Below are 13,836 nucleotides of genomic sequence, written 5' to 3' on the forward strand. Positions count from 1 at the left end.
TCGCTCCGGCGTATCGTGAAAAAGAGATTGAAATCCGTAATGAGATTTCTAAAGTTCTGGAACGTGGAAAAGCTGACTTCAGCCTGTGGATAGAGAAGAAGGAGGGCGCGGATGCTGCTCCCATCAATAAGGATGTGCTGAAAAGTTATTATAGCCAGCTGGAATCGATAAGCCGCGAACTGGAGATTCCTTGTCCCGCACCGGAAGACTGGCTCCAACTATTACTCCGCATGCCGGACGTGATGACGAAAACGGAAATTCAGGAACTGACGGAAGAGGAATGGAGCATGGTGCATGCTACCATACTTGAAGCCATCAGTCATTTGGTCGATTTCCGCAAACAGGAGGGGGCTGCATTGGAAAAGAAATTCCGTGAGAAGATTGCCAACATCAACAGTTTGCTTGAACAGATTACTCCTTACGAGAAAGAACGTGTAGAGAAAGTGAAGGAACGCATCACTGATGCTCTCGAAAAGACGTTAAGCGTAGACTACGACAAGAATCGTCTGGAACAGGAACTGATTTACTACATCGAAAAACTGGATGTCAACGAGGAAAAACAACGTCTTAGCAACCATCTGAAATATTTCATCAGCACGATGGAAAGTGGTAGCGGACAGGGTAAGAAGCTTGGTTTTATCGCCCAGGAAATGGGTCGGGAGATCAATACGTTAGGCAGCAAGTCCAATCATGCTGAAATGCAGAAGATCGTAGTTCAGATGAAGGATGAACTGGAACAGATTAAGGAACAGGTGCTGAACGTGATGTAAAACAGTATCTATCATTTTTAATTCTTAATTCTTCATTAAACTTATGACCGGTAAGCTAATTATTTTCTCTGCTCCGTCGGGTTCGGGCAAATCTACTATAATCAATTATCTGCTGACGCAGAACTTGAATTTAGCGTTTTCTATTTCTGCTACCAGCCGTCCTCCGCGTGGAACGGAGCAGCATGGGGTTGAATATTTCTTCCTTACGCCGGAAGAGTTTCGCCAACGCATTGAGAACAACGAATTTCTGGAGTATGAGGAGGTATATAAGGACCGTTATTACGGAACGCTGAAAGCGCAGGTAGAAAAGCAATTGGAAGCGGGTCAGAATGTGGTGTTTGACGTAGATGTGGTTGGCGGATGCAATATCAAGAAGTTTTATGGCGATCGTGCGTTGTCGGTGTTTATCCAGCCGCCTTCGGTGGAAGAATTACGCTGCCGGTTGGAAGGACGTGGAACGGATGCGCCGGAAGTGATTGAAAGTCGCATCGCTAAGGCGGAATATGAATTGGGTTTTGCTCCGCAATTCGATTGTGTGATTGTCAATGACAATTTGGAAACTGCTAAAGCGGAAGCTTTGAAAGTTATCAAAGAGTTTTTGGAACAATGAATAAGCAGAAAACCGGAATCTTCAGCGGATCATTCAATCCGATTCACATCGGACATCTTGCTCTAGCCAACTACCTTTGTGAGTATGAAGGATTGGATGAAATCTGGTTTATGGTGAGTCCGCAGAATCCTTTGAAAGCACAGGAGAAGTTATGGAATGATGAATTACGTCTCGAACTGGTAAAGTTGAGCATCAGTGACTATCCTCGTTTTCAGGCTTCAGATTTTGAGTTTCATTTGCCTCGCCCCTCATATAGCGTATATACGTTGGAGAAACTGCGTGAGGCATTTCCCGATCGCGAGTTTTATTTCATTATCGGTTCCGATAATTGGGAACGTTTTGGATATTGGTATCAGTCCGAACGTATCATTAAAGAGAATCAGATTCTTATTTACCCCCGTCCCGGCTTTCCCGTCAAAGAGGAGGAATTGCCGGAAACGGTGCGTCTTGTTCATTCTCCTGTATTTGAAATCAGTTCTACTTTTATTCGAGAAGCACTGGATGCAGGGAAAGATGTTCGATACTTTGTGCATCCAAAGGCTTGGGAGGCTATCCAGTTTACTCCGTTAATCGATGAAGAGTAATAACGATGATTTCCGCCGGAGCGCCGACACGGATTGGTAATTTGGAGGTTCCTATTCCGTTTGTTATAATCAAAGGTATTTTTGCAGAATTATATGCCAGTCCGGTGATGAAACGATTGCCATAGTGTGAGTTAAGTGCCGGGGCAACTCCGAATACACGGACTTGTCCGCCGTGGGTGTGTCCTGCCAAGGCAAGGTCGGTGTTAGTTACTGAAACATCTTCGATGTAATCCGGGGTGTGAACCAGTAAGATGACAAAATCTTTGGGAGAGAGTGCCAGAGTAGGCGATACTCCGTTGTGTCCCAGATCAAAAGGATTGCGCACTCCGGCGATAATGATTTGTTGCCCGTCTTTACGAAGCGTATCTACTTCATGTTCTAACGGACGCATGCCGTAATGTTTCATTGTATTCACAATATCGTCGTGGCAACGTTCGTAGTCGTTATTGCCCATTACCCCATAAGTTCCCATTGGTGTTTTTACGCGTGCCAGTGCGGAAAACAAAGGTTCTACATATTCACAACCTTCCTGATAGTCACCACCCATCAGAAGCACATCAGCCTTTTGAGCAATCAGTAGGCGGACAAGGTCGTTCAGACCTTTTTCTTTCAGCAGACTTTTGTAGTGTAAGTCGGAAATGAAAGCGATACGGAAACCTTCAAAGGCTTCGGGAACATCGCGGTGGGTAAAGTCATATTTTACTACACGGTCCACTCCGGTATAGACAGAAGATACATCTACGCTGGAAGAAGTGATTTTTGTTCCCCGCAGTACCAGATCCGACGATTCGTGTGTATCGGTAGAAGTCTTTTTCTTTGTATTCTGCTTTTTGTTTTTGGAAACATTCAGCTCTTTGAGTTGCGAGTGGTCGGGGGAGAATAACCCGGCTATGGCATTAGCCGTATCCGGATAAATAGAATCTGAATTTAAAACAGGGCGTGGCAAGGTAGCCACCATATTCTTTTTCGACTTACAGGAAACCAGCAAAAGCAATGTCAACAGGATAACAGGGTAGATTGTTTTTATTTTCTTCATCTTCTCTTAGTTTGAAGTTTTTCGGGGTGCAAAGATACGAAAAATCATGTATCTTTGTCCGTCAAAACTATTTATAATATATTAAAGTATGGAAGAAGTAAAGCGTAACTCACTACAAGCATGGATATTAGCTGCACGTCCCAAAACGCTGACAGGGGCCATAACTCCGGTTATGATAGGTACTGCTCTTGCTGCAATGGACGGACGTTTTCACTGGTTGCCTGCACTGATCTGCTGTCTGTTTGCAAGTCTGATGCAAATTGCCGCTAATTTCATCAATGACCTTTTCGACTTCCTCAAAGGAACAGACCGGGAAGACCGGTTAGGCCCCGAACGTGCTTGTGCGCAAGGATGGATTTCTCCGCAAGCGATGAAAACCGGGATTATTATTACGGTTGCTCTTGCCTGCCTTATCGGCTGTACGTTACTCTTCTTTGCCGGGTGGGAATTGATTATCGTAGGAGTGCTTTGTGTGTTATTTGCTTTTCTTTATACCACCGGTCCTTATCCTCTTTCTTACAACGGTTGGGGCGATGTATTGGTGATTGTCTTTTTCGGCTTTGTACCTGTAGGCGGAACATATTACGTACAGGCGCTAACCTGGACACCGGATGTCACTATCGCCTCTTTAATCTGCGGACTGCTTATCGATACATTGTTGGTAGTCAATAATTATCGTGACCGCGAAGCGGATGCACGCAGTGGAAAAAGGACAGTGATCGTTCGTTTCGGCGAGAAATTCGGTCGCTATTTTTATTTGATGCTGGGGATTACCGCTTCTCTTCTCTGCTTGTGTTTCCTTCGTGAAGGTCATTTCTACGCCGCTTTTCTTCCGCAACTTTATCTGATCCCTCATTTCCTTACCTGGAAACGGATGGTGAAAATATACAGCGGTAAAAAATTAAACAGCATATTAGGCGAGACTTCGCGTAATATGCTGCTTATGGGTATTCTTATTGCAATAGGAATGTTGATAAATTGAGAATCATTTCCCGTACATCTTTTCGTAGTAACCCTGATAATCTCCGCTGGTAACTTCTTCCACCCAAGCTTGGTTGGCTAAATACCATTCGATTGTCTTTACGATACCGACCTCGAATTTAGTTTCGGGATACCATCCTAAGGCATTTGTTATCTTGGTGGGGTCGATAGCATAACGTTGGTCGTGTCCCAGACGGTCTTTAACGAAAGTAATCAGATCTTCGTTGATCCAGTCGATTGAAATATCTCCGTTTTCGTCTTTCACTTTCTTTTTGAGAACCTGACGATATTCGGGATTTTCTGCCATCAGACGGTGGATAGTCGAAATTGTCAGTTTCACGATTTCGAGGTTTGTTTTCTCGTTGTGTCCACCAACGTTGTACACTTCTCCGTCTTGACCTTCACGCACAACGAGGTCGATTGCTTTGCAGTGGTCTTCCACATAAAGCCAGTCGCGCACATTGCTACCGTCACCGTAGACGGGGAGATGCTTTCCTTCGAGGATATTCTTGATAATCAACGGAATCAATTTTTCCGGGAAGTGGTACGGACCGTAGTTGTTGGAGCAACGGGTAATCGTTACCGGCATTTTATAAGTGTCGTGGTAAGCCATTACCACCATGTCTGCACTTGTTTTAGAAGCACTGTACGGGCTGTGAGGACAAAGCGGAGTTGCTTCAGTGAAATACCCTTCGGCTCCCAATGAACCATACACCTCATCGGTAGATACCTGATGATAGCGTACACCTTTTCTCCAAGTCGGGTATCCTTGTTCGTCTTTCCCCATCACCCATGCACGGCGTGCACAATCCAGTAAGTTCTGTGTTCCGAGAATGTTGGTAATCAGAAACAGTTGCGGATTTTCAATGCTGCGGTCCACATGGCTCTCGGCAGCGAAATTCACCACATAGTCAAAACGATACTCAGCAAAAAGACCGTCTACCACATCGCGGCTACAAATGTCTCCTTTGATAAAGACACAGCGTTCGTTGTCGATGTCTTTGGCAATCGTTCCTAAGTTACCTGCATACGTCAAAGCGTCCAATATCACGACTTTGATGTCGTTATGTTTGGCTAAGATGTACTTGATGTAATTTGCCCCGATAAATCCTGCGGCACCGGTCACTAGATAAGTTTTCATATTTTATTCTTTATGTTGATTTTAGGATTGTTTAGCCAATTCGATAAGGTACTTACCATACTCGGTTTTTTCGAGCTGTTGACCTAGTAGAAGCAACTGCTCTGTCGGAATCCATCCCTGACGCCAGGCGATTTCTTCAATGCAGCTGACGTAGAAACCTTGGCGGTTCTGAATAGTGGCCACGAAGTTGGAAGCTTCCAGCAGACTGTCGCAGTTACCCGTATCGAGCCATGCAAATCCGCGTCCGAAGAGTTCCACTTTCAATGTACCTTCTTCCAGATACAGACGGTTCAAGTCTGTTATCTCATACTCTCCACGTGCTGAAGGACGAAGAGCCGCTGCTTTTTCCGTCACACTGGCATCGTAGAAATAAAGTCCCGGAACGGCATAATTACTTTTCGGCACTTCCGGCTTTTCTTCCAGTGAAATCACTTTTCCCTGTTCGTCAAATTCCACTACACCATAAGCGCGCGGGTCTTTCACGTAGTAACCGAAGATGCAGGCGCCCTTTTCTATATTGGCAGCCCGGCGGAGCATGGCGGAGAAGCCCTGTCCGTAAAACATATTATCCCCAAGAATCAGACAGCCCGGTTCGCCGTTCAGGAAATCGGCTCCCAATACGAAAGCTTGTGCCAGTCCGTTAGGTTGTTCCTGAATTTTATAGGAGAAAGACATACCCAGTTCCTCACCCGTTCCCAACAAGTCGCGGAACATCGGCAAATCGCGTGGAGTCGAAATAATCAACACTTCGCGTATTCCTGCCAACATAAGTGTTGACAACGGATAATAAATCATCGGCTTGTCATACACAGGCATGATTTGTTTGGAAATCGCTTTAGAGAGCGGATAAAGTCGGGTGGCACTACCACCGGCTAGAATAATTCCTTTCATGTTCGTCTGAGTTATTCATTAACTGCGTGCAAAGGTCGGAAAGAATTCCGACGTGGCAAAATTTTAAAATAATTTTTCAATCTGGCAGGAACATTTATTTTATTTGTCTGCCAATTCGATGACTTCCAAGTCCTGAAAGGCCCCCTGGTTGATAACAAAACGTACTAAAGTCCGTACCTTGTGGAAACCGGACATGCCGGCAGCTCCCGGATTAATATGCAACATATCCAGCGTTTTATCATATTTCACCTTTAATATATGAGAATGTCCGCTGATAAAAAGTTTGGGCGGACGTGTCATCAGACTGCCGATGATGGAAGGATCGTATTTCCCCGGATAACCGCCGATATGTTTAATCAGCACTTCTGCACCATCCACCGTGAAACGGTTTATTTGCGGATACAGCTTTCTGATTTCCTGCCCGTCAATATTTCCATATACCGCCCGGAATGGACGGAAGGCGGCTAACCTTTCCGCTACTTCCAGCGAACCGATGTCTCCGGCATGCCAAATTTCGTCACATGGTTCAAAATATTCCAGATATTTCTCGTCCCAGTAAGCGTGAGTATCAGATAATAATCCAATTCTTGTCATAAATTTCTTTGTTTAGTCCCACAAAGATACTATATTTGGAAAAATCTTAAAGCACATGGAAAGCAAATATAATTATTTCAAGCGAGATATTAGTTGGCTCTCATTTAATTATCGCGTATTGTTGGAGGCTCTGGACGAGCGTCTACCGCTCTACGAACGTATCAACTTCATCTCTATCTACTCTTCCAACCTCGAAGAGTTTTACAAAATCCGTGTAGCCGACCATAAAGCTGTTGCCTCCGGCGCTACGGAAAGTGATGAAGAAACTGTACAATCCGCCCGCGAACTGGTAGAAGAAATAAATAAAGAAGTCACCCGCCAGCTGGATGACCGTGTACGCATTTATGAAGAGAAACTACTACCTGCCCTGCGCAAGAATCACATCATCTTTTATCAGGACAGACATGTAGAACCGTTCCACCAGCAGTTTATTAAAGACTTTTTCCGGGAAGAAATTTTTCCCTACCTGCAACCTGTGCCTGTATCCAAAGATAAAATAGTCTCCTTCCTGCGGGATAACCGCCTTTACCTGGCCATACGAGTCTATCCGAAGAAAGAAGGAAATGAAGGAACTACCAGTCTAACAGAATCCCGGCAACCTCTTTACTTCGTGATGAAGCAACCCTACGCCAAAGTGCCCCGCTTCATCGAACTTCCATCCCGCGAGAAAAACCATTACCTGATGTTTACCGAAGATATAATCAAGGCAAACCTCAACCTGATTTTCCCCGGTTACGATGTTGATTCCAGCTACTGCATCAAAATCTCCCGTGACGCTGACATATTGATTGACGACACCGCCAGCAGTGCCGACCTCGTCGCTCAACTCAAGAAGAAAGTAAAGAAACGTAAGATCGGTGACGTCTGCCGTTTCGTCTACGACCGTGGTATGCCTCATGACTTTCTGGACTTTCTGGTAGACGCCTTCCATATTCAGCGTGATGAACTTGTCCCCGGCGACAAGCACCTGAATCTTGAAGACCTGCGTCATCTTCCCAACCCGAACAAATCTCTTCACAGCCTCGAAAAGCCGAAGCCAATGAAGCTAACCATTCTTGACGAAAAAGAATCTATCTTCAACTATGTCGCCAAGAAAGACCTGTTATTATATTACCCTTATCACTCTTTCGAGCACTTCATCCACTTCCTGTATGAAGCCGTGCACAACCCGGAAACCCGTGAAATCATGGTAACCCAATACCGCGTAGCTGAAAACTCCGCCGTCATCAACACCCTGATAGCCGCCGCCCAAAACGGCAAGAAGGTCACCGTATTCGTGGAACTGAAAGCCCGTTTCGACGAAGAAAACAACCTTGCCACGGCCGAAATGATGCAAGCCGCCGGCATTAAAATAATATACAGCATACCCGGTCTGAAAGTACACGCCAAAGTAGCCCTTATCCGCCGCCGCGGACTGAACGGTGAAAAAATACCCAGCTACGCCTATATCAGCACCGGCAACTTTAATGAAAAGACCGCCACCCTCTACGCCGACTGTGGCCTTTTCACCTGCCGTCCGAAGATAGTGGCCGACCTCTATAACCTCTTCCGCACCCTGCAAGGCAAAGAAGACCCGAAGTTCACCACCCTTCTTGTCGCCCGTTTCAACCTCATCCCCGAATTGAACCGCCTGATCGATCGGGAAATCGCCCTCGCCGACGAAGGCAAACAAGGCCGTATCATCCTAAAAATGAACGCCCTCCAAGACCCCGCCATGATCGACCGTCTCTACGAAGCCTCCGAACACGGCGTACAAATAGACCTCATCGTCCGTGGAATCTGTTGTCTTATCCCCGGACAGTCATACAGTCGTAACATTCGTGTCACCCGTATTGTAGACAGTTTCCTCGAACACGCCCGCATCTGGTACTTCGGCAACGACGGCAAACCCAAAGTCTTCATGGGCTCCCCCGACTGGATGCGTCGTAACCTCTACCGCCGCATCGAAGCCATCACCCCCATTCTCGCCCCCGACCTGCGTGACAGCCTCATCGAAATGCTTAATATCCAGCTCGCCGACAACCAAAAAGCCTGCTGGGTAGACGACAACCTGCGGAATATATTCAAAAAAAGAACGCCCGGCACCCCCGCTGTACGAGCCCAATACACCTTCTATGACTGGTTAAACAAAACAAACAACTAAAAAACAACCAACTAATTAACTAACATAAGAATCCCATACCCGTGTCCTGCAACTTACAACGCCCCACACGGTCTTCCCGCAACGTTCCCGCTGCACATCCCCCGTTATACGCCCTTACTACATGGCTTCCCTCGCAACAACCACACCGACATCTCATGCAACCTCCCCCACAACGCCCACCCCGCACGCTCCTCCGGCCTACTTTTTTCTCCGTCAAGCGAGCTCCCGTAACGGAGCGTCAAAAAGGGCAGACTGTTTGAGCGTAGCGAGTTTCTGCCCTTTAGCGCAGTGCAGGGAGCGAGTAGGAGAAAAAAGTCAGCCTTGAATTTTTCTTTGCTTCTTTCTTTTGTTTCAAGACAAAAGAAAGACGATTGTAACATAAATGTAACATGTATGACACCTCCCTGCAACGTCAAATCCCGTCCTTTGCAGCCGGAAACAACATACACATATATTTATTATGGAGACTATTTATTTATGCATTATCATCTTCCTCTTTGTACTAGCTGTTTTCGATCTGATAGTCGGAGTCAGTAATGATGCAGTTAACTTTTTGAACTCTGCGGTAGGCGCCAAGGCCGCTTCGTTTAAAACCATTCTTTTCATAGCCGGTATTGGTATATTCATTGGCGCTTCCTTGTCCAACGGTATGATGGACATTGCCCGGCACGGCATCTACCAGCCCGAGCACTTCTACTTTGCCGAAATCATGTGCATTCTGCTAGCCGTCATGTTGACCGACGTAGTACTGCTGGACGTCTTTAACTCTATGGGAATGCCTACCTCCACCACTGTATCATTAGTCTTTGAACTACTCGGAGGAACATTCGCCCTCGCACTTATCAAAGTGCACAATAGCGACACCCTTGCTTTGGGAGACCTCATCAACACCGACAAAGCCCTCTCCGTCATTATGGCTATTTTCGTCTCCGTCGCTATCGCCTTCTTCTTCGGAATGCTTGTACAATGGCTTGCCCGTGTGATTTTCACCTTCAACTATACGAAAAAGATGAAATACAGCATCGCCCTCTTTGGGGGGATAGCCGCTACTGCCATCATCTATTTCATGCTTATCAAAGGACTGAAAGACAGCTCCTTCATGACCTCTGAAAACAAACACTGGATACAAGACAACACACTGATGCTAATCACCGTTTTCTTTGTATTCTTCACCGTACTGATGCAAATCCTTCACTGGATGAAAATCAATGTTTTCAAAGTCGTCGTACTGATGGGAACCTTCGCTCTGGCTCTCGCTTTTGCCGGTAACGACCTTGTCAACTTTATTGGCGTTCCCCTCGCAGGTTTCTCCTCTTTTTTAGATTACACCGCCAACGGAGAAGGAAACCCGAACGGCTTCCTGATGACCTCCCTGCTGGGACCCGCCAAAACCCCGTGGTATTTTCTTATCGGAGCCGGAGCCGTCATGGTCTACGCCCTCTGCACCTCTAAAAAAGCACATGCTGTAATTAAAACATCTGTCGACCTTTCCCGCCAAGATGAAGGAGAAGAAGCATTCGGAAGTACTCCGATCGCCCGCACAGTAGTCCGCATCAGCATGACACTTGCCAATGGAATCTCCCGAATAATGCCGGAGGGCAGCAAAAAATGGCTTGACTCCCGCTTCCGCAAAGACGAAGCAATCATTGCCGACGGAGCTGCTTTCGACCTTGTCCGCGCTTCTGTCAACCTGGTATTGGCCGGTCTGCTCATCGCCTTGGGAACCTCCCTGAAACTTCCCCTTTCCACCACCTACGTAACCTTCATGGTAGCTATGGGTACTTCTTTGGCCGACCGCGCCTGGGGACGTGATTCAGCCGTTTACCGTATCACCGGCGTATTAAGCGTCATCGGAGGCTGGTTCATCACCGCCGGAGCCGCCTTCACCATCTGTTTCTTCGTAGCTCTCGTACTCCATTATGGAGGTAACATCTCTATCATCGCCCTCATCGGTATAGCTGTATTCATCTTGATCCGTAGCCAGGTGATGTACAAGAAACGCAAAGCGAAAGAACAAGGTAACGAAACGCTGAAGCAACTGATGCAAACCACAGACAGCACAGAAGCCCTGCAACTGATGCGTAAGCACACCCGCGAAGAACTTTCCAAAGTATTGGAATATGCAGAAACAAATTTCGAACTGACTGTCACTTCATTCCTTCATGAAAATCTGCGAGGATTGCGTCGTGCCATGGGGTCCACAAAATTTGAGAAACAGCTCATCAAACAGATGAAACGTTCGGGCACCGTCGCCATGTGTCGTCTCGACAATAACACCGTACTCGAAAAAGGACTTTATTACTATCAAGGCAACGACTTCGCCAGCGAATTGGTCTACAGTATTTCCCGCCTCTGCGAACCTTGCCTCGAACATATCGACAACAACTTCAACCCATTGGACGCTATCCAGAAAGGTGAATTCAGCGATGTTTCCGAAGATATCACCTATCTGATTCAGCAGTGTCGTAAGAAAATGGAAAACAACGAGTACAACGACTTCGAAGAAGAAATCCGTCGTGCCAACGACCTCAACGGACAGCTTTCACTATTGAAACGTAAGGAACTGCAACGTATCCAAAGCCAATCAGGAAGCATCCGGGTAAGTATGGTGTATCTCACGATGGTTCAGGAAGCACAGAACGTAGTCACTTACACTATCAATTTGATGAAAGTAAGCCGTAAGTTCCAGATGGAAACTGAAATGCCGTAAGGACGAAAAGCAAGGATCGTCCACTGAATAACGGACGAATCATACTCCGCACGGAAAGGACTGTCTGATAAACCCTGTTTATATAGGAGGGGTGTATCAAACAGTCCTTTCTTTTTCAGAAATAGGTTTAAAAAAAGTTCTACTCTTTAGCATTTGATCTGGTAAAATTGTATATTTATAGTCGATAAGATACTTGAGACGATTTTAGATGCAATGATATAAAAACGAAATGAATGAAATATCAGTTAGAAATAACCACCTTACTGGTTCCTGTCAATGTGCATCAACTGTTTGAGAAATGTGAATGGCCTGAACTAAACTGTTTTGACAGAGAAATGGTTGAAGGCTATTTCTCTGATTTGGTGAATGGTATTCAAACCGATGAGGCTTTGGACGATTGGACGCTGACCGTTGTCCTTTATATCGGCACTTATTTGGGAGCCAACCATATCAGTATCTGGAAACATGGAATCACCGATACGGTAACTAAAGAAAAAGTACTGACGATAGGTATACCTCTTCCTTGTAGTAAAACCATTCGTTGGGGAGTGAAGAAGAAAGGACGTTTTACGGGTAAAATACCGGATGAAAGCTTTAGGAGGAATAACAGACTCCTTCCCGTCAACTTTGCAAAATATGATAATATGGAGACCTATATAGAAGATAACATCCGGATAGCCCTTTTGAACCTGTTTGAAGTTGGTTTTACCCTGAAAGGATATAAAGTAAAGAAGCGGTAATAGTAGCCAAATCGTAAAATAGAATCAATTTTAGCGGCATATATAAGGAACTAACATAGTTGTATGCTGTCGCAAAGAGTCGTCGATTATTGAATTTAGACTCTTTGCGGCAGTTCTGTTTTTTCTACTTTTCTATGAAAGTGTTCAAAGAATGAGGTTGCAAGGTTACATTCAAATAGCGAGTGCCTAATTTCACAGTAAGCTCTTTGGCTTCTTCGTTGAAATTACCGGCTATCACCACCTGTCTCTTTTGTGGAGTCATGACGACCATTACCGGCATCTTATCTCCTCTATCTTTATATGCCAGCACTTGCGAGCCGGGTGTTACATAATGGCTGTAATGTTTTACCGCATAATATTCGGGAGTGTAGGTCGCAGTCCCTGTCTTTGAATCCACATGAATCAAAGCATTCTGTTTCCATCCCCATCCGCTGAAACCTCCGTCATACAAAATAGCATTCCAGAAAGTATATTCTTCACAACCATTACCCAGATAATGATTCATTAGTCCGAAAGTGTGTTCGGCCGCTTTCCAGTCGAAAGAGCCCCAACCACATTCACTTTCCGTTTGCACGTACTTGTATTGCGGATATTTGGCACGGAGTTTGGGTAAAATCTGTCCGCCTTCCCATTGGAAGCCAACCCCTTCTATTGTTTCCGGCATTCGTGGGTCGGAAAGTACCTGATCGATCACCTCATAGCGATTGGTGTTGATCGTCCCTAAATATAATTTTACTTCCGGATGCTGTCTTTTCAGAGTAGGAGCGAGGTACTCTGCATTGAAACGGATAATACCTTCTGCCGTCCAGGCACAACCCGGATAGTTGGTGTAACTCCATGACTCATTTTGGAACATAATCATGGAGATGGGGATACCTTGTTCCTTGTAAGCGTCGATGAATTTACAAAAGTAATTAGCATAGGTTTGCAGATAACGTGGGTCCTGGATAAAGTAATCATTTACAGCCAACTGTTGTGGAAATACCTGTGTGTTCTTTTCTTTACTATCCTCATACAGTGCTACATCAGACAGAGGCGACATCTGATTTTGATTACGGTCACTGCGAACTGAATAGTAGTGATTGATTTTCATCCAGGAAGGAGGCGACCATGGCGACATCCAGAAAGTCATACCCGGATTATACTGTTGTGCAGCTTTGATAAAAGGAATCAACGTTGTTTTATCCCGATTGATATTGAAATGTTTCAATTGGAAGTCACCGGATACCTCATCGCAACTGTACCAGTCACGGGCGTAGTCGTTGGCATTCATGGAGAAGCGTCCCATTGTAAACTTCAGATCTCCTTCGGGAGCAAACAACTGTTGAAGAACAATCTCCTGTTGCTTCCGTGGAAGCATGTTGAGTGCATCCCATCCAAGTTCATTAAAGCACGTCCCCCAGGCCTTGAAGACAGTTCCATTCTCCGAACCGTTGACCTCGAGTAGGGGAGTGCGCCCGGTATTTGTCTGCAACTTGACTTTAGACTGTTGCCATGTGTTATTTTCCGTACTGCTAATCCATTCATAGGATTGCGCACTCATAGTCCCCATTGACAGCACAATGGCAAAACTACTTAATAAGGTGGTTTTCTTAATCATGTTTTTCCTGTTCTTATATTTTTTATATTACTGTTT

12 protein-coding genes are annotated in these 13,836 nt (G+C 45.5%); 7 read left to right on the plus strand and 5 right to left on the minus strand.

Features of this window, described 5'->3' with window-relative positions; translation table 11 throughout:
- The 3 genes from ACT8YW_RS10335 to nadD all read left to right on the plus strand — a co-directional run.
- On the plus strand, positions 1-770 hold a 770-nt coding region (locus tag ACT8YW_RS10335; protein ID WP_444104858.1), incomplete at its 5' end, for a YicC family protein.
- Positions 771-813: 43 nt separating this feature from the next.
- Positions 814-1,380, plus strand: a complete 567-nt coding sequence (gene gmk / locus ACT8YW_RS10340) for a guanylate kinase (RefSeq protein WP_004306884.1) — start codon at positions 814-816, stop codon at positions 1,378-1,380.
- Positions 1,377-1,964, plus strand: a complete 588-nt coding sequence (gene nadD / locus ACT8YW_RS10345; RefSeq protein ID WP_004326037.1) for a nicotinate (nicotinamide) nucleotide adenylyltransferase — start codon at positions 1,377-1,379, stop codon at positions 1,962-1,964. The genes gmk and nadD overlap by 4 nt, the downstream gene beginning before the upstream one ends.
- On the opposite strand, the gene ACT8YW_RS10350 is transcribed toward nadD, so the two are convergent.
- Complete coding sequence (locus ACT8YW_RS10350; RefSeq protein WP_444104859.1) at positions 1,939-3,000, minus strand: metallophosphoesterase; 1,062 nt, start codon at positions 2,998-3,000, stop codon at positions 1,939-1,941. The genes nadD and ACT8YW_RS10350 overlap by 26 nt on opposite strands.
- Positions 3,001-3,088: 88 nt before the next feature.
- Between ACT8YW_RS10350 and ACT8YW_RS10355 the strand changes: the two genes are divergently transcribed.
- Positions 3,089-3,982, plus strand: a complete 894-nt coding sequence (locus ACT8YW_RS10355; protein WP_004296804.1) for a 1,4-dihydroxy-2-naphthoate polyprenyltransferase — start codon at positions 3,089-3,091, stop codon at positions 3,980-3,982.
- Between the two features lie 3 nt (positions 3,983-3,985).
- Here the strand turns inward: ACT8YW_RS10355 and rfbB are convergent, their stop codons facing one another.
- The 3 genes from rfbB to ACT8YW_RS10370 all read right to left on the minus strand — a co-directional run bounded on the left by rfbB (position 3,986) and on the right by ACT8YW_RS10370 (position 6,607).
- Positions 3,986-5,122 (minus strand): dTDP-glucose 4,6-dehydratase, encoded by a 1,137-nt coding sequence (gene rfbB, locus ACT8YW_RS10360; protein ID WP_004308968.1) that lies wholly within the window; start codon positions 5,120-5,122, stop codon positions 3,986-3,988.
- A gap of 21 nt (positions 5,123-5,143) precedes the next feature.
- Positions 5,144-6,013 carry a glucose-1-phosphate thymidylyltransferase RfbA gene (rfbA, locus tag ACT8YW_RS10365; RefSeq protein ID WP_004296806.1) on the minus strand — a complete coding sequence of 290 codons (870 nt, stop codon included), beginning with the start codon at positions 6,011-6,013 and terminating at the stop codon, positions 5,144-5,146.
- A 99-nt stretch (positions 6,014-6,112) separates the two neighbouring features.
- The gene (locus ACT8YW_RS10370; protein WP_008650393.1) at positions 6,113-6,607 is read right to left on the minus strand and encodes a metallophosphoesterase family protein; all 495 of its coding nucleotides are present in this window, start codon (positions 6,605-6,607) and stop codon (positions 6,113-6,115) included.
- Between the two features lie 55 nt (positions 6,608-6,662).
- Here ACT8YW_RS10370 and ACT8YW_RS10375 point away from each other — a divergent pair, with 55 nt between their 5' ends.
- From ACT8YW_RS10375 to imm9, 3 genes are all read left to right on the plus strand, one after another.
- A complete protein-coding gene (locus ACT8YW_RS10375) occupies positions 6,663-8,750 on the plus strand; it encodes an RNA degradosome polyphosphate kinase (protein WP_120080812.1) in 2,088 nt (695 codons plus the stop codon).
- A 460-nt stretch (positions 8,751-9,210) separates the two neighbouring features.
- Positions 9,211-11,460, plus strand: a complete 2,250-nt coding sequence (locus ACT8YW_RS10380; RefSeq protein ID WP_444104860.1) for an inorganic phosphate transporter — start codon at positions 9,211-9,213, stop codon at positions 11,458-11,460.
- 233 nt (positions 11,461-11,693) lie between these two features.
- Entirely contained in the window at positions 11,694-12,200 is a 507-nt protein-coding gene (gene imm9, locus ACT8YW_RS10385; protein WP_004296812.1) for an Imm9 family immunity protein, read from the plus strand.
- A 124-nt stretch (positions 12,201-12,324) separates the two neighbouring features.
- Here imm9 and ACT8YW_RS10390 read toward each other — a convergent pair whose 3' ends face one another.
- Positions 12,325-13,800: a glycoside hydrolase family 30 protein gene (locus ACT8YW_RS10390; RefSeq protein ID WP_444104861.1), complete on the minus strand. Its 1,476-nt coding sequence runs from the start codon at positions 13,798-13,800 to the stop codon at positions 12,325-12,327.
- Between the last annotated feature and the right edge of the window lie 36 nt (positions 13,801-13,836).

The sequence above is a fragment of the Bacteroides sp. genome, assembly GCF_052357945.1.
Taxonomy (GTDB): Bacteria; Bacteroidota; Bacteroidia; order Bacteroidales; family Bacteroidaceae; genus Bacteroides.

Bases quoted from the DNA above. Each gene is read 5' to 3' on its own strand.
- ACT8YW_RS10350 (WP_444104859.1), bottom strand. From the start codon at position 3,000: ATGAAGAAAATAAAAACAATCTACCCTGTTATCCTGTTGACATTGCTT.
- imm9 (WP_004296812.1), top strand. From the start codon at position 11,694: ATGAAATATCAGTTAGAAATAACCACCTTACTGGTTCCTGTCAATGTG.
- ACT8YW_RS10355 (WP_004296804.1), top strand. From the start codon at position 3,089: ATGGAAGAAGTAAAGCGTAACTCACTACAAGCATGGATATTAGCTGCA.
- ACT8YW_RS10380 (WP_444104860.1), top strand. From the start codon at position 9,211: ATGGAGACTATTTATTTATGCATTATCATCTTCCTCTTTGTACTAGCT.
- rfbA (WP_004296806.1), bottom strand. From the start codon at position 6,013: ATGAAAGGAATTATTCTAGCCGGTGGTAGTGCCACCCGACTTTATCCG.
- rfbB (WP_004308968.1), bottom strand. From the start codon at position 5,122: ATGAAAACTTATCTAGTGACCGGTGCCGCAGGATTTATCGGGGCAAAT.
- ACT8YW_RS10375 (WP_120080812.1), top strand. From the start codon at position 6,663: ATGGAAAGCAAATATAATTATTTCAAGCGAGATATTAGTTGGCTCTCA.
- ACT8YW_RS10390 (WP_444104861.1), bottom strand. From the start codon at position 13,800: ATGATTAAGAAAACCACCTTATTAAGTAGTTTTGCCATTGTGCTGTCA.
- nadD (WP_004326037.1), top strand. From the start codon at position 1,377: ATGAATAAGCAGAAAACCGGAATCTTCAGCGGATCATTCAATCCGATT.
- gmk (WP_004306884.1), top strand. From the start codon at position 814: ATGACCGGTAAGCTAATTATTTTCTCTGCTCCGTCGGGTTCGGGCAAA.
- ACT8YW_RS10370 (WP_008650393.1), bottom strand. From the start codon at position 6,607: ATGACAAGAATTGGATTATTATCTGATACTCACGCTTACTGGGACGAG.